The sequence below is a fragment of the Methylorubrum suomiense genome (genome assembly GCF_022179765.1).
GTDB lineage: Bacteria > Pseudomonadota > Alphaproteobacteria > Rhizobiales > Beijerinckiaceae > Methylobacterium > Methylobacterium suomiense.
Genome location: NZ_BPRE01000015.1, coordinates 1 through 22,772 on the forward strand (window position 1 = coordinate 1; position 22,772 = coordinate 22,772).

A 22,772-nucleotide genomic window follows, 5' to 3' on the forward strand; every position below is an offset into this window, starting at 1 on the left:
GAAGGCGCGGGCGTGCTTGTAGGGAGGATTCGTGACGATGCAGTCGACGCCGAACGGGGCGCCGTGCAGCTTCAGGAAGTCCATTTCGGCGACCTGACCAGGGCAGCCGTAGGATACGAGATCGGTCGGCACCACCTCGTGGCCAGCCTGGACCAGTTCGCGGACGATGGCGCCGGGTCCGCAGGCCGGCTCCCAGATCCGCTGCGGCAGCCACTCGGTTGCGAGCAGCGCCCGAACCGCGACGCCCGGCGTCTCGTACAGATCGTTCCCGCGCTCGGCGTGCGGGTGCGCCTTGTTCTCGCGGTAGCTCATGCCGCCTCCAGCGCGCCAATGCGCGGCCGGATCGGAGCCAAGGGCTCGACTTTGGTGCCGGGCGGTACGGCGCGCACTGTGGCGGCCAGATCCGAATGCTCGCGGTGCCAGTCGAGAACGACGCGCTCAGCGTCCCTGTCGTTATCAATGACGCCGTGCTTTTGGAGCAGGTCCGAAGTCGCCTTCGACAGGTTGTCGAGGTCGGCCTTCGTCTCGGTCCGAGGAACGGCGAGCAGCAGCACGTAAGGGCCCGGCACGCGGCCGGGACGCTGCATCTGGAGCCGCCACCCCGCCGCATCGATCCACGCCCGGTAAGCATCGGATCGAATCGGCCGGGCTCCCCCATGCCGATGCAGAGCGTTCGCCGACGGCGGCACCGGCAGCAGAATCGTCACCTCGTCAACGATGCGCCGAGGCGCAATCAATGACGGGGCGAGGCGCGGGGAGATGGTGCGACGAGCCATGGATCAGCCCTCGCGCGTCGGAGGCCAAGCCTCCGGAGCGAACATCCGCGCGAGCGAAGGATCGGCCCACAGCGGGGGCGGCTCGTAATCGGGATGCGGGCGGGCGTGCTCGATGACGATACGGAGCACGGCGGCCGGATCGTCGACGGGAAGCTTCAGACGTTCGCCGAGCACCAGCGTCCGCTTGATCCCCTCCATTGTCTGTCGGAGCAGGGACGGCGCCGCTCCGCGGGTAATTTCCGCAAGCCCATCGATCGTCTCATCACCGAAATCGAACGGTAGCCCGTAGCGCTTCAGGATCGCCCAGCGCTCGTCATCACCGGGCAAGGCCACGTCGATTTGCAGACCGAATCGACGCCATAACGCTTTGTCGAGCTTGTCGTGGCGGTTGGTCGCCGCGATCAGGCGACCGCCGAACGCTTCGATTTTCTGGAGGAGCGTCGTAAGCGCTGCGTTCATCTCGCGAGCGCACGCCTGATCGTCGTTGCTGCGCTCGGAGCCGATGGCGTCGATTTCGTCCATGAGGACGACGCACGGGACGCCGACCTTCGCCAAACCGTCGAACAGCGCGGCGACCTTCCTGCCCGTGCCACCAAGCTTCGCCTCGACGAGCTGATCCGCCTGGACGATGACCAGTGGCACGCCGAGACGGGCAGCGAGGTGATGAGCAAGCGTCGTCTTTCCGCAGCCGGGCGGCCCGTACAGAAGCGCTGTGCTGCGCGGCTTCACGCCGACCGCTTCCAAATCATCGGCGGCATGGATCTCGGCCAGCCATCCGAGGATAGCGGCACGGACCCGAACGCCGAGGATCGGCTCCTCCGCGTCCTTCGACTCGCGCACATCAGCCATGGTGCCAAGTTCTGTCCGTAGGCGTTGGGCGGCGCTGGCTTCTTCTGCCGCAGCCTTTCCGCGCTGGACGCGGCCTGGAGCCATCTCGCGAACGGGCCTCATGCCGAGGCTCCATCGCCCGCGTCATCAGCCGCCGGCCTCTTCTTCCTGCGAAACGCGTCCGGGATCTCCATCCCGTCGGAGCCCTTGCGGACGCACCAACCCTCGTCCCAAGCAGCACGGCGCGGATCGCCAGCGACATAGGGATTCGCAAACACGCGCTCGCCGGCTTCGGCCGCTGTGGAGCCTTCCTCGCGCGCCGCCGCGATCGTTTCCTCGCTCATCGCTCCGGATGGGGGGGACGGCTCCTCGTCGCTTGTGACGTCCGAGTTGCCGTCGCTACGGTCGGCGTTCTCTTCCGACTCCTCAGCGCTATCGAGCGGATCATCAATCGGATCGAAGCGGCGCCGCGCAGCATCACCGAGCGGGGTCCCGTCGAGCATGCCGAGGCTGGCAAGGTAGACGTCGGCGAGAGCGGCCGTCTCCTCCCGCGTCACCCGGTCAGAGTTATCCTCCATCATCCGAGCGACGACGAGCATCAGGGCTTTCTTGTCGTAGCCCTGCGCACCGGCCTCGTTCCTGATGTCCTTAATATCCGCCTGAAAAACTTTGATCTCTTCTCGAAGGCGGACAATCCGTTCCGCAAACGATCGAAGCATGTCGACGGCAGAAGAGTTGGGTTGCGCGCGACGGCGACTTGTGTTTCCCATGATGAACTCCAACGGAAGTTTTCAGACCGCCCGGCACCCGCTCCCCAGCAGGCCGGGCGGTTCGCGTTTCAGGGGGTGGCGGCAGCCGCAGCGGGGATCGTGGTCCCGGCGCCGCACATCCGGATCCGATCTTCGGCCAGGGACAGCAGGCGAAGGGCTTCCCGCAGGTTCGCCCGCTCGCTCCGGGCGGCCGGCTCCTCGCACCCGTGCAGCTCACCGCAGCGGCGCACGACCTCGTCCCGGAGGCCAGAGACCTTTTCCGCGATGGCGGCGAGGGGCGAGGCGCCGGACATGGTCAGGCGGCCTGGATGGCGTCGTCTTGCCCGCAGGCCTCAGCCTCACGCTGCGCAAGCAATTCCCGCAACAGGTAGCCTTCGAGCGGCCAGAGCTTCCGGAACGCGTTCTCGTAAGCGTACCGCTCACCCACCTGCTGATCGTAATTCTCAGGCGCGGCTGGGGCGCTCTCTCCGGTGACGAAGAACCCGGTTTGCAAAATGATGAGGCAGATCGTCAGGTGACGGACGCGGAAATACTCTACTTCCGCGATCTTGGCTTTGATCGACGCTTCGGTGACGCGCGGAGCCGTCTTCGTCTCCACTACGGCTTGCGTCTCGGCGAGGCTTAGCGCGGGGTCGCCCTTGCTGTCGGGCTGGCGCGAAGCCGGCGAGTAGGTCGCCACGAACACCGAATCCTTGCAGGGATACAGTTCGCCCTCGACGCCGCGGATGATCCAATCGGTGGGAGAGGCGATCATCACCCCTTCGGTCGTGAAGACGTGGACGGTGTCGCCGATCCGCATGATACCGCCGGGCACATCAGGACCCTTGTTGAGAGCCTCCAAGATCCAGTCCGGCACATCGCCGACGGTCCTGCCGTCCCACTGGACCGCTTCAATCGTCACCGGCTTTTTCGTGAATTGGCCCACGGCCCGTCTCCTCAGGTTCGGCGGCTCACGGCCGCGGGTCGGCCGCCCGGAACAGCGGCAGATCGGTCAGTTCGGGGGGAGGCAGCCGTCGCGACGACCGAGCACGCGTGCCCAGAGTCGGCGGCACCAGGTCGTCACCGCTGTCGTCAGACTCGACGGCAGCCGCACGAAGAAGAGCACCAGCCGCGCGAACAGCACGATGATCAGGCCCGGCGACGAGGGCGGTGAGCGCGGTTTCATCGGCGAGCTTCCTGAGTTGCCGCTCGCGTTCGGCGGCATGGGCGGCTTCGAGCCTGGACAGGACGTGAGAGGCGATTTCCTTGGGTGGCCGGTATTTCAGCGCCCAGACCTTCGAGAACGGGACCTTGGCGCGCGCCGCGACCCGCTTCATCGCGTTGCCGGCGTCGCCCCAGCCCTTGGCTTCCCAGCGAACGAGATCATCGGCCCAGGTCTGAGCCCGTGAGACGTCAGCGCTATTCATTTGCGCCACCCGCAAAAGCTTTTTGCACACCTGCAAATCCCCCTGTGATTACTTCGAACCACAGAGGGAGGACGTGCGGGTGCAGAGGGAGGACGAACGCACGAGGTACACAGGCGCGACCGCTACTTGCTGCCAGGCGTCGGCGGGCGCGCGGGAAGAGAAGGGCCGGAGCCCGCAGGCTCCGGCAGTCTCGGGAGAAACCATCCAGAACGGATGTGCCCAAGAGGGCGACGGACGCATCGTGGGGACGATGCGAAGAGGGGAGGCGCCGACGACCATCGGAAACGGGGGCCATCGACGCCACCGGCCGGGTCATTCCGGCACGGTTCGAAAGGGGAGCGCGGCGGACGCTTGGGGGCTTAAGCGCACCCGCCGCGCACGGGAGGCCGAAGCCGCCCGATCTGGAGCCAAAATTGCAACAGGCACGAAGAGTGCGGCCTGTGCCATAGATGAGAATGGTGGATCTGGCCGCCGGGGAAATTCCTATGGCGAGCTGGAAACCACCCCTGAATTGTCCGTATCTCAACGAGATGTGGTCTGTACTATCCGTAATTCGGGATGGCGACATAACAACAACCAGCTCGGCTGTATTGTTGGACATAACCGCGCTACAAGTACGTGCCGTCGCCGGAGATGCGAACGCTGATACGCTCGCCGTGCTGGCGGTCTTTCGGCGCATGGCTGCTTCAGAAGCTTCCAAGCACTGGCCGCCCCGTATCCGTGGGCACTGACCGGCAGCGCTCACGACACCCACCCCGCAATCCGGGCGATCCCGGACGCGACGGCATTGATGACGCCGACGGCGAGCGCGAGCGCCGATCCCATCAGGTCAGCGCGGGCGAAGCTGGCGCAGGCGGCGAAGGTGAGGGCGAGCGCGGCCATGTCAGGCAGTCTCGCAGAAAGCAGGGATGGGCGGTCGAGATGCTCGTTCGGCAGTCCGCCCTTTTCAATATAATATTTTACAACTCTAATGGAGCTATAAACATGGCTGGTGCGGGAAAATTCAATAGCACTGTCGATGAAGATCGAAATAGTACCAGCTTGCGTATTGATAGCGAGGACGGAAGTGTAGCAACTTTGCAGGTGAATGGTTTTGAACTTGTTCAGATTATGCGCGTCCTCGCTTGTGCCCGAGATCGCATGATGCCGGAGTTCCCCACTAAACTTGGCGATAACTTCGCCCTCAACGAGAGCAACAGCTTCGGCATACTTCGCGACCCCGGCTGGCGGGTTCCTGCCACGCCAATCGACGGACATCGCGTGTTGGCGGTCCTGATGCCAGGACTCGGCTGGGTCGTTCTGCAATTCCCGCTGGATGACGCCGATCAGATCGCGAAGTCGCTCACGGCAGAGGGAAAAGATCCCTTCGCTGAAATCGCAGGCAGAGCCTGAATCAACGACCCCGCCGGTCCCAGCGAAGAAATCGAATGCCGAGCGGTCGTTTCGGCGGATCGTGAAGCGGGGCGCGCTCATGCTGCCTCCGGAGAGGCAGGAGCAGCAATCAAGTCGGAGGCGGTGACCTTCCCACCCGTACCTTCCACAATCTTGCGGATGGTCGTGCCCCTCGGATCGCGCTCACCGCGAATGATCCGATGAATAGTCGAGGGCGGCACGCCGATCTCGGCCGCGAAAGCGGTCAGATTGATCCTGCGTTCAGCGAGGTAGGCGGGAAGGTCCATCTCCTATGAATTCGCCAATTGGCGAATTTTGTCAACGGATGTCTCGCCAATTGGCTCTGTTCGATCCCCAGCCACTCAAGCAGTTTCGCCTAATGGCAATGCCTGAGCTAAAACGACGACGCAAAGAGAAGAAGCTGACGCTGGATGCCCTAGCGCAGATCGTTGGCGTGTCGCTTTCGCAGATCCAGCGCTTTGAAACTGGAGAGCGTGAGCCGAAGCGAACCGAACTCGAAGCGTTGGCCCGTGCCTTGGACTGCTCGATTCCCGAGCTGCTTGGCGAAGAGGCAGCTGGCGCGAAAACACCGCCCCGGCGAGGTGACCTGCTACCCGTTCCTCTGGTAGGCCGAACGGCTGCTGGCATCTTTCGCGAAGTGGTTGAATTCGACGACGCCGAGCCAGATTACGTCTTTGAACCGGAAGATGAAGATTTCCCGAAAGCCAGGCGCTTCGCACTGACTGTCGAGGGCGACAGCATGGACGCTGCTATCCCGCCTATGCCAGATGGCGCGCGAGTTGTTTGTTTAGACTTCGACCAAACCGGACAACCCTTCATCGAGGGAATGATTGTTGTTGTGCAGCGGGTCCGCGAGGGGGGACATCTGCGCGAATGGTCCGTCAAGCAAATCGAATTGCACGATGACGAAGTTTGGTTCTGCCCAAGATCAACGAATTCTAAGCATAAGCCCATCAAGATTGTAAACGACCCCAGCAATGAGCAGTGGGGCTCTATTGAGGTCATTGGATTAGTTCGTGACGTCTCATTGAGAGTACGCGTTCCCCGGATGCGTTTGTCTCGCTAGTTCAGTCGTTCAACTTACCGTGATGTTCAAAAGTTGCATTTTAGCCCATTAGGGCATGGACGACCCGTGCTCAGTTGTAGAACAATTAGTGAACACGGAGTGAGAAGGGCGCGCATGTTCGACGAGGGGTCCACGGTCCGAGCGCGGTTCATAGTGCGGTTGCGGTGTCATAACTGTCTGAAGACGACAACGAGGGCCATTGAGTCGCCGGACTTGGAGGACGCCCCCTGCAACGTTGAGGAGCTGCTCGAAAGCGCCTGGCTTCAGCGTCAAAGCTTTGCCTGCGGAGAGTGCGAGAACCCGATCGCGACACTGGTCAGCGTGAAGCAGGAGGACATTGCCTAGAGGCTAACCAGTCGGCAAATTTCGCCAATTGGCGATAATTTTCTTGACGAGCTTTTCGCCAATTGGCAAAGTTTCTCCATCGCCTTCCAGCGATGGAGCCCCTTGTGCCCGCCGCCGCTGACTTTTGGATCGTTCGCCTCGACGGCGCCTACGCCGTCCGCTCTGCCGCCGGCATCGAGCTTGAGGGCATCCCCTGCATCGGGGAGGCCGAGTCTCACATCCTCGACCTGAAGCAGGCTGCCCAGGACGACGACGCCGCGCTCGACGACTTCGAGGCCCAGCGCTTGGCGGAGGCGGCGTGATGCTGACCTTCCTCGACGCCCTGTCGCCGCTCCAGGCTCTCGCCGTCTGCGGTCTTGGACCGGCCGTGGGCACGCTTGCCGCATCCTTCTTCGCCTATGAGGCCGCTTGCTTCGTACGGCTCGCTTGGCGGGGGCGCTGATGCTCGCGCCCATCATGCCCTGCGCCTCCGCTGGCGAGATCAGCGACGCTCTCCGGCGCATCGAAACCAGGATCGCCGAAGCCGCCTACGACGCCGAGGCCATCCGCGACGGGATCTCGTCCGGACTCGGCGGCCCCAACCACCTCGCCCGCGCCGCCAACCTGCACGCCGAGTTGCTCGGCCTTGCGGCCATGGTCGGCGCCATCGCGAACGCCTCCGCCACCCCCAGCCAGCGAGCCGCAGCATGAGCGCGCCCGAAGCCCAACCCGTGTCCACCGCCCAAGCGGCGCGAATCGTCGACCTCTGCGACCGCGCGCTCGCCCAAATCCGCTGGGCCTCCTACTCCGACCTCGTCGCCCGCATCGAGGACCTCGAGCGACTGGCCGCGCTCCGGTACGGGCAGGTCTACGCCCTCACCTTCGATCACGAGGCGGTCGCGCAGGGCATCCACCGCAACACCGAGGCGAGCCTCGAGGAGGCGATCGAGCGCGCCGCCAGCGCCGCACGCCGTGGCGCCAGCTTCCTCTTGGAGGCGAACGCCCGCCCGGACCTGAGCGAACCGCCCGCGAACGTCGTGCTGTTCGCCGCCCACCGCATCCAGGTCGCGGCGGGTCGGCCATGAGCGCCGACCAGATCCCCGCCGGCCTCGCCGGCATCGCCTTCATTCTTCTCATCGCCTCGCTGTGCGCCTCCGCGACCGCGCGTCGCGACAGTCTCCGCCAGCAGGCAACGGACGACGGGGAGGGCCGCGACCGTGGCTGATCACATCACCCGCACAGGCCTCGCGCCCGCCGGTCTCCTCGACGACCTGCACGCCATCGGACGCTACGGGCCCTTCCACGTCGATCCGGCGCGGACCGCCTGCGTCGTCGATCGTGAGGGCCACGGCGTCGTCACCATCGCCGCGGCCGATTGCGGTCCGGCCCTCCGGCGGAAGCTCGCCGAGCTGCTCGCGGCGGATCTCACCCACCTCGAAATCGAGGCCCGGGCGATCCGCGACCCCTTCGACCCGAACCACCTCAACGCCGTGTCCGAGCAGAGCCGCGCCCTTGGCGAGCGGCTGGCCCGGCGCCGCTCTGCTGCGGAGTGACCGACATGGAGATGATCGACAAGGCCGGGACCACGGAGGCCGATCCTTTCGCGTGGTACCGAGACAATCTCGCGGGAAAGATTGAGCACCTCGATCTCGGGCACGCTCCCTGCGGGTTCTTCCGACTGCGGACGCGCGAGGGCGACCTGTTGCCCGTTGCGGTCTGGCAGGAGCAGGGCGTCCGCTGGGCGAAGGTTGGCGCGAACGACCCGACGTGCCTCGCTGAGGGCGAGCAGGAGTTCTGCGAGCGCGTCATCGCATTCTGCTGGCGCTCGCCCATCACGGAGGCGGTCTATTTCGCCGTGACCGAGGAGGGGGCGCCGTGGCCCGACCTACCTCCGGAGCGGACCACCGATTACGCGAACATGCCGAGCGACCCGTTGGAGGCGCTCCGGATCGAGCTCGAAGGCGAGCGGGTCGAGGCCGAGGCGTGGCTCGCGACGCCGATCTCCGATCAGGCCGGCGCCGACCGTGCCGCGAATTGGGCGCTGCGCTTCGCCGACATGGAGAAGCGCGCCCAGGAGGGGCGGCGCACCGAGAAGGTGCCGCACGAGAAGGCGGCCAAAGAGGTCGACGCCCGTTGGCGCCCGGTGCAGGACGCCGCCGGCGCCCTCAAAGCCCGGCTGAAGGACGCGCAGACGCCGTTCCTCGTCGAGAAGCGGCGTCGGGAGGCCGAGGAGCGCGCCGCAGCCGCCCAGGCCGGTGAGGCGATCCGGCCCGCCGCGAGCGCTGCCGCTGGCACCGCCGGCCGCAAGACGAGCCTTCGCGTCGTTCGAACCGCCGCCATCGACGACTTCGACGCCGCGCTGATGGCGCTGAAGGACGCGCCCGAAATCCGTGAACTCGTGCAGCGGCTCGCCAACCGCGTCGCCGCCGCCGGCACTGCGCTGCCCGGCACGCGCATCGTCACCACCGACAAAGCCGCCTGAGGAGAGAACCGATGAACGCGCGCGCCCAACTCCCCGCCGTCCAGGATCAGCCCCGCCCGTCGCAAATGTTCGCTCCGGTCGGCATCTTCGCCGCCCCTGACAAGTTCGAGCACTCCCAGCGCGTGGCGAAGGTGTTCGCCGACTCGCAACTCGTACCGCCGCACTTCAAGGGCAAGATCGCCGACTGCCTGATCGCCCTGAACATCGCCGACCGGATGCAGGAAGATCCGCTGACGGTGATGCAGAACCTCGCGATCGTGTCCGGCAAGCCGTGCTGGCAGACGCAGTACATGATCGCCCGGGCCAACAAGTCGGGCGTGTTCGCCACGCGGATCACATGGAAGTCGGAAGGGCAGGGCGAGCGGCTGGAAGTCACCGCGGGCGCCACGTTGGCCGACAGCGGCGAGGTTGTGTCTGTCGCCGTCTCGATGGCGATGGCGAAGGCCGACGGTTGGACCAAGAACGCCAAATACACCACCATGCCGGAGCACATGCTCCGGTGGCGCTCGGCGGCGATGCTGATCCGCCTCTACGCACCGGAGGTGATGCTCGGCATTCAGTCTACCGAGGAGGTCGAGGACGCGACGCCGAGCGCGCCGCGCGACGTCACTCCGCCCCGGCAGATCGAGAGCAGCACCAGCCCAAGCGGATCGCGTCCGAGCGGCCCGCCGCGCCTCACCACCGCGAAGCCTGCTGCTGCGCCTGGGAAGCCCACGCCTGCCGATGGGCAGGAAGTTTCCCGGGCGGTCGAGGACGACGCCGAAACGGTCGTCACGCAGTTCGAAAGCGACGTGCAGCTCGCCCGCACCGAGCAGGACATCGCCGACTGCGAAGATGCTCTGACACCATACGCCGAGTCCGACCGCCTATCGCGCGATCAGCGGAACCGGGTCGAGAACGCGGCCGAGGCCGCTCGCGCGCGGATCAAGGCGCCGGCTGGACAGGAGACGCAGCAGGACGATGGGGAGGAGGCACCCGTCGATCCGAACGACCCGGATTTTAAGCGCGGGGCCGAGGATCGGCGGAAGGGTCAGAAGCGGTGCGTAATCTCGGCCATCACCGCTGACGAGAAGCGCATGGCCGCCTGGAAAGCCGGGTTCGACTCCGTCGAGGCGGAGGGCTGAGCCGTGGCGGAGGCGAAACCAGTCACCCTCATGCTGAGCGTCGAAGACGCTCGGCACCTCTCATCCGGCATGGCTGACCTGCTGTGCTGGTGCCGCGGCTTCATCGCCGGCCGGGCAGACGACCACGACAGCCACCCCATGGGCGTCGAGCAGACCCGCACGCTTCGGCTCAAGCTGATCCGGGCCATCGAGGATGCAGGCGGGGAGACTGCCTGACATGGCCCGCCCCACCCTCGTCGACGATCTTCTCGTCGGCCGCGCGCTCCACCAAGCGCGCCGCCGTCGCGGCCTCCGCCAGAGCGAGGTTGCTGTCGCGGTCGGCATCTCGGTCCGCACGCTCCAGGATTACGAGTTCGGCCGCAGCAGTGTGCCGGCCTCGCGCCACAAACTCCTCGCCGAGGCGCTGGGTCTAGATCCGACCCTCCTGAGCGCCCCGGAGACGCCGGCGCCTCTGTCCGAGCCCCTCGCGCCCGACGAGGCCGCTTGGCTCGCCCTCTACCACCGCCTGCCGACGTGGTTCCGCGCGCTGTTCCGGCGCCGCCATGCCGCGTCCCAGCCCGCCGCCCAGGAGAGCGCCGCATGCTGAATATCGCAGACCTCGCGGGCCTCGATCTTTCCGCCATGCTCGCGCTCAGCGCCCGGCTGGATGCCGCCGCCCTGCACCAGGATCGGTGCCGCCGGCAGGCCGCGCGCTTCGAAGTCCCCGACGGCTTCCTTGGGACCGCCCAGGCCGTCGAGGAGATGGACGCCCACGCCGCTGCAATCGCCGACGGCGCGCGGCTGGTGTCCCTCATGGCTCGGCTTCTCGCCGACGAGAACCGGAGCCGGCCCGCGCCGGTCCTGCGGATCGTACCGCGCTCCGAGCCGCCGACCGCCTCTCCGCAGCCCGAGCCCTCCCGCACCGGCATCGTGGCCAGGCTCTGGGCGCGCCTTAACGGCTCCCCGACTGCGGAAGCGGCGTGATGGTCGCCTATTCCTTCAAGAAGCGGTTCGGCCCGCCCATCCTCGCAGGCACGAAGGCACAAACGATCCGCGCCGATCGGAAGCGCCACGCGCGGCAGGGTGAGGAGCTACAGCTCTACACCGGGATGCGGACGCGCCATTGCACGCTGCTCGGCCGCCCGACCTGCCTTTCCGTGATGCCCGTGCGCCTGTGCTTCTCGGAGCGCAGCGCGACCGAACTGTTCGAGGTGGGCGGCGAGCATCTGAGCCCGACGGCGATGGATGCGTTCGCCCGCGCCGACGGCTTCGCCAACGTCGAGGACATGGCCCGGTTTTGGTGGGCCGAGCACCCGCCGGAGGAGGGCGACCGCATCGCCTTCGAGGGCGTGCTGATCCGCTGGCAGCCGTTCCAAGCTGCCCTCACCCTTCCCGCCGTGGCTTGATACATCATGCCAACAAATCCTTCGAAAAGAGTGCGACAGGGCGAGGCAAGAGGGGATTTGACGCCCTTTCTACGCAGCCTCAGAGGTTACTCAACGACCAGCAAGCCGCTTAGCTTGCTCAGTCAATCGAGCTTTAGCAATCTTCCGATCTTCGTCTCGAAGGCGATCAGCAGATGTTACCAGACCCACAATTTCCAAAAAATTCATTTGGCCCCAACGCCTTTGCAGAGTTGGCGACACAACGCACGCACGATCTTTTGTCAAAAATGCCATTCGATCCTCCGAAAACTCGGAGGTTCAAGATCGTCACTTAAAGGGATGTTCCCGTCAAAGCACCTTAATCTGGGCTCGAAGGCGCATGTCCCGTGTCCCTTCGATATCGCCAGCAAAAAAGCCGGGCTCGGATTCGCTGCTGGCTTGGGGAAAGAGTCTGGTGGCTCCTTAATCCCGGCGCCGGGCTCGACGCCGTGTTGGTCTGTGTTGGCTTTATCGCAGACGGCGACGCGCCAGGAGGATGAGGCTGCCTTCAAGCGTCTCGCGCGCGAGCGGCATCCGGATCGCCCGGGCGGCTCGCACGACATGATGGCGGACCTTAACCGGGCCCGCGAGCAGGGGATGAAGGAGAGGGGGCAATGAGCGATCCCGCACGACACGTTGTGCCGTTTCAGGCAGCAGCTCGCGAACTAGGACTGAGCGCGGCGACGCTTCGCCGGATGTGCAACGACGGGAAGGGGCCGACCCTCCTCCGCCTCAGCGAGCGTCGCCTCGGGGTCCGTCGCGGCGACCTCGACGCGTGGCTGAAGACTCGTGAGGTAGGCGCCAAGCAGGTCTAACGCTTCGCGCTTCTCAGTCGCGTAGAGCGCCCGATTGTAGATGCCGGCCACGCCCCCCTTGTGGCCGGAGATGTGGTTCAGCACCGCTTCGTTGACGTGCGGCAACACCTTGAGGCGCTCGGCCATCACCGTCGAGGCCGTGCGGCGCAGGTCGTGAAGCCGCCAGCCCGTCACGCCCGACCGTTTATCGAGCGAGGCCTTCGCTCGCGAAAATCCCTGAAAGCCGCCAACACCTTGGCCGAACACCAACGAGCGGCCTTCGACGCGATCCGTCGTCGAGAGGATTCGGAGCGCGGCCGACGACAGCGGCACGTCGTGACCCTGGCCGTTTTTTACACGCTCGTTCGGGAGCGACCACACGGCGCCCGCGAGATCCACTTCGGACCAGTTCATATCAGCGACCTCGTCACGCCGCTGGCCGGTCAGAAGTAGAAGCCGGACGATGCGGCCGAAGTCGTCGTCCCGGCAGGCCGCCAGCACCCGTGTGATCTCATTTACGGTCAGAACCCGCGCTCGCCGCACCTCCGGCGCCGGCTTCGGCACACCCATGACGGGGTTTATCTCGGCCGCCCCTGTACCGACGAGCCACGCGAAATGCGCCGACAGTGCCGCGCGGGCGCGATTGGCCGCGTGCGGGCCGGTCTCACGGCGGATCTTGGCGAGATGCTCGGCAATCTCCTGCCGGCCGACCGTATGCAGCGGGAGCTTATGCAGAGGCTTCCAGACGGTGCGCAGGTATCGCCCGGCCTCCGCGAGGTAGGCGGGACGCAGATGCGAAGACACCGCGTTGAGGTATGGCTCGACGACGGCGCCGAAAGTGACAGCCGCCCGCGCCTTGGCCTTCACCTTTTCCGCGTGGGGGTCCTCACCGAGCTTGGCCCGCGCCAACCGCTCACCCGCCGCGCGGCGGGCCTCGGTCGCCGAGAGGATGCCGACCTTTCCCAGCGTCTCCCGCTTCGATTGGCCGAGCGCGTTTCGGTACTGCACGACCCAAGTCCTGGAGCCGCCCTTGCTCAGGCTCATCCCGAAGCCCGGAAGATCGTCATCGAACACCACGAGCTTGTCGCGCCCGGCCGGGAGCTTCAGGGCAGCGGCGGTCTGGTTCGTGAGGCGCATCGCCGTCCCGGTAAGCACATGGTAAGCAGCCGAACGGTCCCCTATGGTCGCCCCGTTCGCATCGTGAGAGGGTACACGTGCGCAAGCCTCTCACAACACGTCGCTTCTTCGGCCCGGTAAGCAGTCCTGTCAACTGAACTGCTACATAACCCGTGTTTCGTAATGAGGGGGTCGGGGGTTCGAATCCCTCTTGCGGCACCATTCTCTAGTGCCTTTCTGCTCGTCGGTTACGCCTTTCGGTGAGTCTATAGTCAGCCCATTGGCGAGAACCGAATATGCCGGCCCCGGGCGTGAGGTCGGGATCTGTGTCATGACACATGTGTCGTCGGCTCTGGCTTCAGCAAGACAATGGATCTGGTCGTCACCGATGAGGTCGCCGCCGATGCAGCAACCTCGCGTGCCGATGAGGCGAACGAGGTTCGACTTAAACACTGAGCGAGGATGACGGGGTGATGCCGGGCGCTCCTTATGCTGCCGGCAACGACTGAATCGCGCAGGACGAATCCGGCGATTTACGTTTGGCGAATGCGCTCCGGATGTCGTCCTGCTGGATCTCGTCGAACGCTCATCTTCTGCAGAAGCAACGCAAATTGCCGTCGCCGTGTCAGGGGCAGCGCGTCAGGTCGAAGGTGTCGCCAGATTCCGGCGAGTGCCATGTCATGCTTCGGGGCTTTACGTCCATCAACGTCACCCTGTAGCCGTCCTTGAGTTCGATGCGCCATGATCCGCCCCTATGCGGGTAACATTCACATCATCAAGTCTTGAACTCGTACATACTCAAATCAAGCGGCGGTGGCAGTCGCATGGCTCGGCACGACCACGACCTCTCTCGCCTCCGAATTTCGCTCCGGAAACGCTACCGTGCGGTTGTGCAGTTGCCGGACTGCAACACTTAATCAGTATTGTAGATCGGGTCACTCTGGGTGAGATAGACGCCGATCCGGTGGCGTGCTGAACAATGTATCGGCGGCAACGACCGCTCAAAGGGGGATTTTAATGAACTTTCGGGTTTGTTTAGCGGGCGCTTTGCTCGCGACGATGACGGCTGCCTGCGTTCCAACTGAAAAAGTAGCGTTCAGTGCCGGACCTCAGCAGCAATCAGTTGTTCGCGATGGACGTAACGCAGTTATTTCAAAGAAAAAAAATTCGACCGTCATCGTTACGTCGGCATCCCGGGCAATCGCGAGTGGTAGTCGGCCAGTCTTCGTCGTTGGAATTCAAAACAACGGCAAGATCCCAAGCGATTTTCGTGTCTCCAATGTCAGCGCCGTGCAGATCCAGGACGGCACGCCATCGAAAAGCATGGCGATCGTGCCCTATGAACAGCTCGTTTCCGAAGAGCGCACACGGCAGGTGGTCGGAGCAATTCTTATCGGCGCTGCAGCGGCCGGCAATGCTTACGCGGCCCAACAGTCGAGCTACACAAGCAGCGGGCGTTACAGCCCAATCGCCGGCGCCATCAACGGTGCGCGGGCCGATGCACATAATGCCGCGATGATTGGTGGCGCAGTTGCGGCCGGACAGGTCAATCTTGCGGCCCTCGAGCAGAACGTGATCAAAGACAACACAGTGATGCCGACGGAGTGGATTGGCGGGCAACTCCACATCGAGCCTCCGGCCGGTGCTGGCAACGTCGCCAAGGCTTACGTCATCACGGTTCCGGTTGGCGACGACATCCACGAGATCACGGTCACGCAGGGGCGCGGGGTCTAGCGCACCCGCCCGAGAGGTGAGTGCCGGCTTTCAAAAAAAGCCAATGCCGCACGATCATCCAGAGCATCATGTTGTGTCAAATATCCGGCATGATGCTCTGGAAATTTGCTCGAATATTTCGCTATGATCATCCCATGATCGGCCTGCGTTTCAGGCTATTTGATTGATTGCAGGCCATGATATTTATTAAATTGCAAACAAATAAAGTTATTTTATATCATTATAAGTTTTCGTTGCGGGCAGCGGTTCGCATGTGAGCGAAATTCAGAGGTCGTGGTAACATTCAGGCGTGAAGTTAGTGCTGCCCGTGCCTGGAGTCGCCGCTGAGCGATCAGCGCTGAGAGGATTGGCTGACCCCGACCCCGTTGACCCTCTTGTTTCCGATGAGGCTCCGCGCCGCGCTTGATCGCGACGGCTCCGTGAGCCATCTCGACAGTATGAAGAAGCGTGGCCTGCTCACGGTCGCCAGTGCGGCCACGGTGATGACCCTCGGCGGCGTCGGCTATGCCGCGCGACGGCGCGGCAAGAATCCGTACTACCAGGGTCCGAAGAGCGATCACTTCGACGGGTTGCGCTTCCATGCGCCGGACCAGCCGCCCGACAAGGATCTGTCCGATCTCGCCCGCTGGCGCATGAAGGGTACGCGGGAGGCGTGGCCGCACAGCTTTCCCAGCCCCTTCCCGCCGGACAAGCCGCCGCAGCGGGTCGAAGGGTTTCGCGTGGTCCTGATCGGGCATGCGAGCTACCTGTTCCAGATCGCCGGTCGCAACATCCTCGTCGATCCGGTCTTCTCCCGTCGGGCGAGCCCGGTCCGCTTCGCCGGGCCCAAGCGCGTCAACCCGCCGGGCATCGTCTACGGTGATCTTCCGCCGATCGATGCGGTGCTGATCACGCACAATCACTTCGACCATCTCGACGGCCCGGTCATGGCCCGGCTGTGGCAGGATCACCAGCCGCTGATCGTGGCGCCCCTCGGCAACGACGCGATCCTGCGCAGCTACGATGACACCATGCACGTCGAGACCCGCGACTGGGGTGGAACGGTCGATCTCGGCGGCGGCATCACCGCACATCTCACGCCGGCCCATCATTGGTCGGCGCGGGGGCTCAACGATCGGCGCATGGCCCTGTGGTGTGCCTTTCTCCTCACCACGCCGCGGGGCGTCCATTACCATGTCGGCGATACCGGTCTCGGCGATGGGGCCATCTTCCGCGAGATCCGCGCCCGGTTCGGACCGCCGCGACTCGCGACCCTGCCGATCGGCGCCTACGAGCCGCGCTGGTTCATGCAGCCTCAGCACATGAACCCCGCCGACGCCGTGGAGGCTTTCTCTCTGCTCGGGGCCGATCAAGCGCTCGGTCATCACTGGGGCACCTTCCGCCTCACCGATGAGGGTATCGAGCGCCCGGTGGAGGCGCTCGCAGAGGCGCTCACGGCAACCGGACTGCCGGCGGCGCGATTCTTGGCCCTGCGTCCCGGTCAAGTGTGGGAGGGGTAGCGCACCGCACCCGCGCAGCCCGTTCCTAAAGGTCCACACTTCGAATCGAGGCGCCGCGCCGGATCACCGCCCGGTAGTCTCGGTCGAGCCGCATCGATCATGCTGGATCTGTTTCGTCCCCACCTGTCGACGCAATTGACGGCATGGGATGTGGGTGATTGTCGAGGCTGAGCGCAATCAGTTGCCCCGGCGGCGGGGTCAGGGGTTCAGCCGATGCTCCTCCTCATTCCCACTGGCCTCGCGGTTCTCGCCGGCATCAGCGTCGTCACGCAACAGATCCTCAACGCCAATCTGCGCGCGGCCCTGTCTTCCGCAGCTTGGTCGGGCTTCGCGAGCTACTTCGTTGGACTGGCCTGCATGGCGTTCCTCGCCGTGATCTTGCGCGATCCGCCGCCTTCGGCCGGCGTGATGCTGCGGGTGCCGTGGTGGGCCTGGAGCGGCGGGCTGTTCGGGGCGATCTTCATCGGACTCGCGATCGTGCTGGTGCCGCAGCTCGGTGCGGCGACCTTCATCGCGCTTGTTGTGACCGGGCAGATGCTCGCCTCCGCCGGATTCGACCATTTCGGCCTGCTCGGTCTCGAACGGCAACCGCTCGATGCCACGCGCTTGCTCGGTATCGCCCTGCTCGTCGGCGGCGTGGTGCTGATCCGGCGGTGAGCGGCCTCAGCCGCCGCGTCTCGTGCCGATTGCCATACCGATGGAGGCCGCGCTGATGCAGAGGATCGCAAAACCCTGAAGCGGGCTGAGCCGCTCGCCGAGGAGCGGGAGGGCGGCCAGTGCGGCGATGGCCGGTTCCAGGCTCATCAGCACACCGAAGACCGGCCGCGGCATGCGGGTCAGCGCGAACATTTCCAGCGAATAGGGCAGGGCACTCGACAAGAGGGCGACGGCGAGCCCCGCCGCGAGCGTCGACGGCATCAGGAGATCGGCGCCCGCTTGCACGATCCCAACCGGCACGACGAGCAGGGCCGCCACCGTCATGCCGAGCGCCACCGCCGACGAGCCGCCGGCCCGGCCCGCCGCCTGACCGAACACGATGTAGAGCGCCCACGCCACCCCGGCCGCGAGCGCCAGCGCCGCGCCGACGGGATCGACGCCGGAAGCCTCACTCAGCGGAAGCAGCAGAACCAGGCCGAGGAGGGCGAGCCCGATCCAGAGGAAGTCGGACGGGTGCCGGGAGCCCCAGAGAGCGACGGCCAGCGGACCGGTGAACTCGATCGCCACGGCAATGCCGAGCGGCACGGTGCGCAGCGATAGATAGAACAGACAGTTCATCAGCCCGAGCGCCGCGCCGTACAGTGCCACCGCCCCCGTGTCCCGCAGGGTCAGGCTGCGTTGCCAGGGCCGCAGGAGGGCGAGCAGGATCACGGCTGCGAAGCCGACCCGCAACGCGGTCGTTCCCTCCGGCCCGATGACGGGGAAGAGGTGCTTGGCGAAGGCGGCCCCGGTCTGGATCGAGACCATCGCGGCGATGAGCGCCGCTATGGGAAGCAGTGTTCCGCCCGGCTTCTCCGGCATCGAATCCGGTCGGATCACGGCCTCTTCACAGGATGAACCGGCTCAGATCGGCATTCGCCGCCAGATCCTCGACGCGATCACGGACATAGGCCGCATCGATCCGCACGGTCTCGCCGGAGCGATCCGTGGCGGTGAAGGAGATGTCGTCGATCACCCGCTCCAGCACCGTCTGGAGGCGGCGGGCGCCGATATTTTCGACGGATCCGTTCACCTCGACCGCGACGCGGGCAAGAGCATCGACGGAATCGTCGGTGAAATCGAGCGTGACGCCTTCGGTCTCCATCAGAGCGACCGTCTGCTTGAGGAGGCTCGCCTCGGTCGCGGTCAGGATCTGCTTGAAATCATCCACCGTCAGCGGTTGCAGCTCGACACGGATCGGCAATCGCCCCTGCAACTCCGGCAGGAGATCGGACGGCTTCGAGACATGGAAGGCGCCCGATGCGATGAACAGGATGTGGTCCGTCTTGACCGGCCCGTGCTTGGTGGCGACCGTGGTGCCCTCGATCAGCGGCAGCAGATCGCGCTGGACGCCCTCGCGGGAGACGTCTGCGCCGGAGCGGCCCTCGCGGGCGCAGATCTTGTCGATCTCGTCGAGGAAGACGATGCCATTGTCCTCGACCTCGCGCACGGCCTCGCGGATCAGCGCATCGTCGTCCACCAGTTTGTCGGATTCTTCGGCGATCAGCGGCGCGTAGGCATCGGCGACCGTCATCCGCCGCGGTTTGCCCCTCTGCCCGCCCAGAGCCTTTCCGAGCATGTCGTTCAGATTGATCGCCCCCATGGAGGCGCCGGGCACGCCGGGGATCTCGAACATCGGCATGCCCTGCTGGCCGCTCGGCGCAAGTTCGATCTCGACTTCCTTGTCGTCGAGTTCGCTCGCCCGAAGCTTCTTGCGGAAGCTCTCGCGGGTCGTCTGACTCGCCGTGGAACCGACCAGGGCGTCGAGGATGCGCGCTTCGGCGGCCGCCTCCGCCTTGGCCTTCACGGCCTTGCGCTTCTCCTCGCGAGTCAGGCCGATGCCGACCTCGACGAGGTCGCGCACGATCTGCTCCACATCGCGGCCGACATAGCCGACCTCGGTGAACTTCGTCGCCTCGATCTTGAGGAAGGGCGCGTTGGCCAGCCGCGCCAGCCGACGGGCGATCTCGGTCTTGCCGCAGCCGGTGGGTCCGATCATCAGGATGTTCTTGGGCGCCACCTCCTCGCGCAGGGGACCCTTCAATTGCTGGCGGCGCCAGCGGTTGCGCAGCGCGATAGCAACCGCGCGCTTGGCATCCTTCTGGCCGACGATGAAGCGGTCGAGCTCGGAGACGATCTCGCGGGGGGAGAAGGTGGTCATCGGACTCCAGGTCTGCGGCGAGGGGGCGCCGAGCTTCGATCTATGCGTGCCACCGGGCGCTTTCCAGACGCGGGCGGCGGGGCGGTTTCGGTTCGGTTCGCGTCAGTCGCGGTTCGAGGCCATCCGGCGGCGTGGGCGATCGGGGGTGTCGAGCGGCCGAAGAGGGCGTTGGCGTTCGAAATGGATGCCCGGTTTCGTGTGGACCCGGATGGCCCAGCGCGCCGATCAACCGACGTCGAGCGCTTCGATGACGAGGTTGCCGTTGGTGTAGACGCAGATCTCGGCGGCGATCCGCATCGACCGGCGGACGATGGCTTCGGCGTCGAGATCGCCTTCCTCAAGGGCGCGGGCGGCGGCGAGGGCATAATTGCCGCCGGAGCCGATCGCCATGACACCGCTCTCGGGCTCGAGCACGTCGCCGGATCCGGAGAGAAGCAGGCTGACGTCCTTGTCGGCCACCAGCATCATCGCTTCCAGCCGACGCAGATAGCGGTCGGTGCGCCAATCCTTGGTGAGCTCTACGCAGGCTCGGGTGAGCTGCCCCGGATATTGTTCGAGCTTCGCTTCCAGCCGCTCGAACAGGGTGAAGGCATCGGCCGTTGCGCCGGCGAAGCCACCGATGACGCTGCCCTTGGCCAGCCGCCGGACCTTGCGGGCATTGCCCTTCACGATGGTCTGGCCCAGGCTGACCTGTCCGTCGCCACCGATCACCACCCGTCCGCCCTTGCGGACCATCAGGATCGTCGTGGCGTGCATCTGGGCGGGGCCGTCATCGGCGTGGGGCAAGGAAGCGCTCCGGTTCGTCATTCCAACGTCGCGCCTGACGTATGCGCTCGCGGGCCCGTCTCCAAGGCGGCATGCGAGGTCGTTCGGCGAAGGCGCATTCGTCCGACAAAGCCCCGCGCAAGCGTGCCCGGCTATCCGCATCCGCCAAGGGCCGATTGAGCATCGCCGGCCATCCGCGGAACGAGTGCATGGGAATCATCGTCGGCCTTGTCATCGCCATCGGTTGCATGCTCGGCGGCTTCATGGCCATGGGCGGCCACCTCATCGTCATCTGGCAGCCCTGGGAATTCGTCATCATCGGCGGCATGGCGGCGGGCACGTTCGTCATCGCCAACCCGCTGAAGGTCGTGATGGATTCCGGGAAGGCGACCATGGAGGCCTTCACCGACAAGGGCCCCAAACGGCAGGATTTTCTGTCGCTGCTGGGCCTGCTGCACGCTCTGTTGCGCGAATTGAGAGCCAAGCCGCGCAACGAGGTCGAGCCGCATTTCGACGATCCGGCCAATTCCGAGATCTTCAAAAATTTCCCGGACATCACCAAGCATCCGGATCTCGTCATGTTCATCTGCGACTATTGTCGCCTGATCCTCATCGGCAATGCCCGCTCGCACGAGATCGAGGCGCTGATGGAGGAGGAGATTGGGACTTACAAGAAATACAAGCTCAAGCCCTACGGCGCGCTCAATACGGTCGCCGAGGCTTTGCCCGCCCTCGGTATCGTCGCGGCGGTGCTCGGGATCGTAAAGGCGATGGGCGCCCTCGACCAGTCGCCGCAGATCCTCGGCGGCCTCATCGGCGCGGCATTGGTGGGGACCTTCTTCGGCGTCTTCGCGTCCTACGGCGTGGTGGCCCCCCTCGCCATCAAGGTGAAGGGTGTGCGGGAGCGGCAATGCGCGCCCTACACGATCATCAAGCAGACCCTCATCGCGTACATGAACGGCGCATTGCCCCAGGTGGCCATCGAGCATGGCCGCAAAGGCATCGCGGGTGCCGAGCGTCCGACCATCGACGAGGTGGAGGCCGCAACCCTGGCGGGCGGACGCGCCCCCGCCGCCGCTTGAGGGGCCTCGCCATGGACGACACGTTCCTCGACCAGATGTCGATCGATGATATTCCGTTCGACAAGGTGCCATCGCAGCCCCAGCCCGCCCTCGACGCCCTGCTGCAGGCCGTCGCGTCGAAGCCTGCCGTCGATATTCGCTCCCGCATTCAGGAGGCCGGCGGTCTGTCGCTCGACCGGCTGCCGATGCTGCATGTGGTGTTCGACCGGCTCGCCACCGCCTGCAGCGATGCGCTCAAGCACCTGGCCGCCTCGTCCACCTTCTACTCCCTCAGCGGGATCGAGAGCGGGCGGTTCGGCGAGATGCTCGACGAATACGAGGCCAACGCGGTCGTCGGCATCTTCTACGTGCCGGGGTGGGATGGGCATATCGTGGTCGGGCTCGACCGCGACTTCATCTACACGATGGTCGAGGTGCTGTTCGGCTCCGACGGTTCCGAGCCACCGGTGGAGGAGGAGCGCAACTTCTCCGCCATCGAGCTGCGCCTCGCGCAGATGGTGTTCGAGCAGATCGGAAAAGCACTCGAATCCTCCTTCGGCCTCGTCTCGCAGACTCCGTTCCGCCTGGAACGGATGGAGACGCGCATGGAATTCGCCATCATCGGCCGGCGCTCGGCGAAGTCGGTGCAGGCCAAGTTCCTGCTGCAGGCGCTGAACCGCGGCGGCGAGATGTTCCTCATCATCCCGCAGACGGTGCTCAACCCGCTCCGCCCGGCCCTCGGCAAGGTGTTGACCGGCGAATCCTCCGCCCGCGATCCGCGCTGGGCCCAGCAGATCTCGGCGGAGGTGCAGAAAACCGTCGTGAGCCTGCGGGCCGTGCTGGAGGAACGCCACCTGACGCTCGGCGAGATCGCCGGCCTGCAGGTCGGGCAGGTGATCGCGCTCGACGCGACGCCGGCCACGCGGATCAAGCTCGAAGGCAATGACCGTCCGCTGTTCTGGTGCCGGGCGGGCCAATCGCAGGGTAGCTACGTTCTGCGGGTGGAGGAGGCGATCAATCCCGAGAAGGAGGGACGCGATGGACTCCTTGGTTGACGGCGTGCTGCTCCTCGCCCTCGTGGCGACGAGCGCTTGCGTGGTGCCGATGTATCTGAAGCTCAAACGGCTCGATCGGGCGCAGGCCGAGTACGGCGCCGCGGTGGCGGCATCGGGACTCGTCCTGACCCAGGCCGGCGAGGCCGTGCGCAGCTTCTCCGGGGAGGGGCGCGAAATTCTCGAAGCACTGAGCCTCAAGATCGAAGAGGCGCGGGCAGCCTTGGCCGATCTCGAGGCATCGCGCGCAGCGTTGCTGGCGGCGCGCAGCGAGCCGCGGGCCTGACGGGAGGTGCGCCGCA

The 22,772-nt window shown here is 65.4% G+C and carries 32 protein-coding genes and 1 pseudogene; 20 read left to right on the top strand and 13 right to left on the bottom strand.

Annotated features, from left to right (window positions below; all coding sequences use genetic code 11):
* From MFF26_RS20265 to MFF26_RS20305, 9 genes are all read right to left on the bottom strand, one after another.
* Window positions 1–312: class I SAM-dependent methyltransferase (locus MFF26_RS20265; protein WP_505744339.1), on the bottom strand; the 312-nt coding region annotated here is incomplete at its 3' end.
* Window positions 309–776, bottom strand: a complete 468-nt coding sequence (locus tag MFF26_RS20270) for a RusA family crossover junction endodeoxyribonuclease (protein WP_238308454.1) — start codon at window positions 774–776, stop codon at window positions 309–311. The genes MFF26_RS20265 and MFF26_RS20270, both read right to left, overlap by 4 nt.
* A gap of 3 nt (window positions 777–779) precedes the next feature.
* A complete protein-coding gene (locus MFF26_RS20275; protein WP_238308455.1) occupies window positions 780–1,625 on the bottom strand; it encodes an ATP-binding protein in 846 nt (281 codons plus the stop codon).
* Window positions 1,626–1,723: 98 nt separating this feature from the next.
* Window positions 1,724–2,374, bottom strand: coding sequence for a DUF2312 domain-containing protein (locus tag MFF26_RS20280; protein ID WP_238308456.1), 651 nt, complete (start codon window positions 2,372–2,374; stop codon window positions 1,724–1,726).
* 68 nt (window positions 2,375–2,442) lie between these two features.
* On the bottom strand, window positions 2,443–2,667 hold the full coding sequence (locus MFF26_RS20285; protein ID WP_238308457.1) for a hypothetical protein: 225 nt from the start codon (window positions 2,665–2,667) through the stop codon (window positions 2,443–2,445).
* Window positions 2,668–2,669: 2 nt separating this feature from the next.
* The gene (locus MFF26_RS20290; RefSeq protein ID WP_238308458.1) at window positions 2,670–3,299 is read right to left on the bottom strand and encodes a Gp49 family protein; all 630 of its coding nucleotides are present in this window, start codon (window positions 3,297–3,299) and stop codon (window positions 2,670–2,672) included.
* Between the two features lie 25 nt (window positions 3,300–3,324).
* The gene (locus MFF26_RS20295) at window positions 3,325–3,810 is read right to left on the bottom strand and encodes a hypothetical protein (protein ID WP_238308459.1); all 486 of its coding nucleotides are present in this window, start codon (window positions 3,808–3,810) and stop codon (window positions 3,325–3,327) included.
* A 711-nt stretch (window positions 3,811–4,521) separates the two neighbouring features.
* Window positions 4,522–5,253 carry a hypothetical protein gene (locus tag MFF26_RS20300; RefSeq protein WP_238308460.1) on the bottom strand — a complete coding sequence of 244 codons (732 nt, stop codon included), beginning with the start codon at window positions 5,251–5,253 and terminating at the stop codon, window positions 4,522–4,524.
* A complete protein-coding gene (locus MFF26_RS20305; RefSeq protein WP_238308461.1) occupies window positions 5,250–5,459 on the bottom strand; it encodes a helix-turn-helix domain-containing protein in 210 nt (69 codons plus the stop codon). Before MFF26_RS20305 ends, MFF26_RS20300 begins: the two co-directional genes overlap by 4 nt.
* 50 nt (window positions 5,460–5,509) lie before the next feature.
* On the opposite strand from MFF26_RS20305, the gene MFF26_RS20310 reads away from it, so the two are divergent.
* From MFF26_RS20310 to MFF26_RS26640, 14 genes are all read left to right on the top strand, one after another.
* The gene (locus MFF26_RS20310) at window positions 5,510–6,259 is read left to right on the top strand and encodes a helix-turn-helix domain-containing protein (protein ID WP_238308462.1); all 750 of its coding nucleotides are present in this window, start codon (window positions 5,510–5,512) and stop codon (window positions 6,257–6,259) included.
* A 449-nt stretch (window positions 6,260–6,708) separates the two neighbouring features.
* Entirely contained in the window at window positions 6,709–6,906 is a 198-nt protein-coding gene (locus tag MFF26_RS20315; RefSeq protein WP_238308463.1) for a hypothetical protein, read from the top strand.
* Window positions 6,906–7,046, top strand: a complete 141-nt coding sequence (locus tag MFF26_RS20320; RefSeq protein ID WP_238308464.1) for a hypothetical protein — start codon at window positions 6,906–6,908, stop codon at window positions 7,044–7,046. The genes MFF26_RS20315 and MFF26_RS20320 overlap by 1 nt, the downstream gene beginning before the upstream one ends.
* Entirely contained in the window at window positions 7,046–7,294 is a 249-nt protein-coding gene (locus tag MFF26_RS20325) for a hypothetical protein (protein WP_238308465.1), read from the top strand. Before MFF26_RS20320 ends, MFF26_RS20325 begins: the two co-directional genes overlap by 1 nt.
* Window positions 7,291–7,668 carry a hypothetical protein gene (locus MFF26_RS20330; protein ID WP_238308466.1) on the top strand — a complete coding sequence of 126 codons (378 nt, stop codon included), beginning with the start codon at window positions 7,291–7,293 and terminating at the stop codon, window positions 7,666–7,668. The genes MFF26_RS20325 and MFF26_RS20330 overlap by 4 nt, the downstream gene beginning before the upstream one ends.
* Window positions 7,665–7,808 (top strand): hypothetical protein, encoded by a 144-nt coding sequence (locus MFF26_RS20335; RefSeq protein ID WP_238308467.1) that lies wholly within the window; start codon window positions 7,665–7,667, stop codon window positions 7,806–7,808. The genes MFF26_RS20330 and MFF26_RS20335 overlap by 4 nt, the downstream gene beginning before the upstream one ends.
* Entirely contained in the window at window positions 7,801–8,136 is a 336-nt protein-coding gene (locus MFF26_RS20340; RefSeq protein WP_238308468.1) for a hypothetical protein, read from the top strand. The genes MFF26_RS20335 and MFF26_RS20340 overlap by 8 nt, the downstream gene beginning before the upstream one ends.
* A gap of 5 nt (window positions 8,137–8,141) precedes the next feature.
* The gene (locus MFF26_RS20345; protein ID WP_238308469.1) at window positions 8,142–9,065 is read left to right on the top strand and encodes a hypothetical protein; all 924 of its coding nucleotides are present in this window, start codon (window positions 8,142–8,144) and stop codon (window positions 9,063–9,065) included.
* 11 nt (window positions 9,066–9,076) lie between these two features.
* Entirely contained in the window at window positions 9,077–10,189 is a 1,113-nt protein-coding gene (locus MFF26_RS20350; protein WP_238308470.1) for a hypothetical protein, read from the top strand.
* A gap of 3 nt (window positions 10,190–10,192) precedes the next feature.
* A complete protein-coding gene (locus MFF26_RS20355; protein WP_238308471.1) occupies window positions 10,193–10,405 on the top strand; it encodes a hypothetical protein in 213 nt (70 codons plus the stop codon).
* A 1-nt stretch (window position 10,406) separates the two neighbouring features.
* Complete coding sequence (locus MFF26_RS20360) at window positions 10,407–10,775, top strand: helix-turn-helix domain-containing protein (protein WP_238308472.1); 369 nt, start codon at window positions 10,407–10,409, stop codon at window positions 10,773–10,775.
* A complete protein-coding gene (locus tag MFF26_RS20365; protein WP_238308473.1) occupies window positions 10,769–11,152 on the top strand; it encodes a hypothetical protein in 384 nt (127 codons plus the stop codon). The genes MFF26_RS20360 and MFF26_RS20365 overlap by 7 nt, the downstream gene beginning before the upstream one ends.
* Complete coding sequence (locus MFF26_RS20370) at window positions 11,152–11,574, top strand: ASCH domain-containing protein (protein WP_238308474.1); 423 nt, start codon at window positions 11,152–11,154, stop codon at window positions 11,572–11,574. The genes MFF26_RS20365 and MFF26_RS20370 overlap by 1 nt, the downstream gene beginning before the upstream one ends.
* A gap of 713 nt (window positions 11,575–12,287) precedes the next feature.
* Window positions 12,288–12,407 carry a hypothetical protein gene (locus MFF26_RS26640; RefSeq protein ID WP_373324508.1) on the top strand — a complete coding sequence of 40 codons (120 nt, stop codon included), beginning with the start codon at window positions 12,288–12,290 and terminating at the stop codon, window positions 12,405–12,407.
* A gap of 72 nt (window positions 12,408–12,479) precedes the next feature.
* Here the strand turns inward: MFF26_RS26640 and MFF26_RS20375 are convergent.
* A pseudogene (locus tag MFF26_RS20375) lies at window positions 12,480–13,523 on the bottom strand (tyrosine-type recombinase/integrase); the annotation flags it as partial.
* 948 nt (window positions 13,524–14,471) lie between these two features.
* Between MFF26_RS20375 and MFF26_RS20380 the strand changes: the two are divergent.
* The 3 genes from MFF26_RS20380 to MFF26_RS20390 all read left to right on the top strand — a co-directional run bounded on the left by MFF26_RS20380 (window position 14,472) and on the right by MFF26_RS20390 (window position 17,392).
* Window positions 14,472–15,236 carry a hypothetical protein gene (locus MFF26_RS20380; RefSeq protein WP_137828231.1) on the top strand — a complete coding sequence of 255 codons (765 nt, stop codon included), beginning with the start codon at window positions 14,472–14,474 and terminating at the stop codon, window positions 15,234–15,236.
* 437 nt (window positions 15,237–15,673) lie between these two features.
* A complete protein-coding gene (locus MFF26_RS20385) occupies window positions 15,674–16,735 on the top strand; it encodes an MBL fold metallo-hydrolase (RefSeq protein WP_238308497.1) in 1,062 nt (353 codons plus the stop codon).
* A gap of 213 nt (window positions 16,736–16,948) precedes the next feature.
* Complete coding sequence (locus MFF26_RS20390) at window positions 16,949–17,392, top strand: DMT family transporter (RefSeq protein WP_137828229.1); 444 nt, start codon at window positions 16,949–16,951, stop codon at window positions 17,390–17,392.
* A gap of 6 nt (window positions 17,393–17,398) precedes the next feature.
* On the opposite strand, the gene MFF26_RS20395 is transcribed toward MFF26_RS20390, so the two are convergent.
* The 3 genes from MFF26_RS20395 to hslV all read right to left on the bottom strand — a co-directional run bounded on the left by MFF26_RS20395 (window position 17,399) and on the right by hslV (window position 20,348).
* Entirely contained in the window at window positions 17,399–18,253 is an 855-nt protein-coding gene (locus MFF26_RS20395; protein ID WP_137828258.1) for an EamA family transporter, read from the bottom strand.
* Window positions 18,254–18,278: 25 nt separating this feature from the next.
* On the bottom strand, window positions 18,279–19,592 hold the full coding sequence (gene hslU, locus MFF26_RS20400) for an ATP-dependent protease ATPase subunit HslU (protein WP_137828228.1): 1,314 nt from the start codon (window positions 19,590–19,592) through the stop codon (window positions 18,279–18,281).
* Between the two features lie 225 nt (window positions 19,593–19,817).
* A complete protein-coding gene (hslV, locus tag MFF26_RS20405) occupies window positions 19,818–20,348 on the bottom strand; it encodes an ATP-dependent protease subunit HslV (protein WP_137828257.1) in 531 nt (176 codons plus the stop codon).
* 218 nt (window positions 20,349–20,566) lie between these two features.
* On the opposite strand from hslV, the gene motA reads away from it, so the two are divergent.
* Genes motA through MFF26_RS20420 form a run of 3 tightly spaced genes read left to right on the top strand, consistent with a single transcriptional unit; the run spans window position 20,567 to window position 22,756 of the window.
* Window positions 20,567–21,439, top strand: coding sequence for a flagellar motor stator protein MotA (gene motA, locus MFF26_RS20410; protein WP_137828227.1), 873 nt, complete (start codon window positions 20,567–20,569; stop codon window positions 21,437–21,439).
* Between the two features lie 11 nt (window positions 21,440–21,450).
* Complete coding sequence (locus tag MFF26_RS20415; RefSeq protein WP_137828226.1) at window positions 21,451–22,473, top strand: flagellar motor switch protein FliM; 1,023 nt, start codon at window positions 21,451–21,453, stop codon at window positions 22,471–22,473.
* Window positions 22,457–22,756, top strand: a complete 300-nt coding sequence (locus tag MFF26_RS20420) for a hypothetical protein (protein WP_137828225.1) — start codon at window positions 22,457–22,459, stop codon at window positions 22,754–22,756. The genes MFF26_RS20415 and MFF26_RS20420 overlap by 17 nt, the downstream gene beginning before the upstream one ends.
* The last annotated feature ends 16 nt before the right edge of the window (window positions 22,757–22,772 follow it).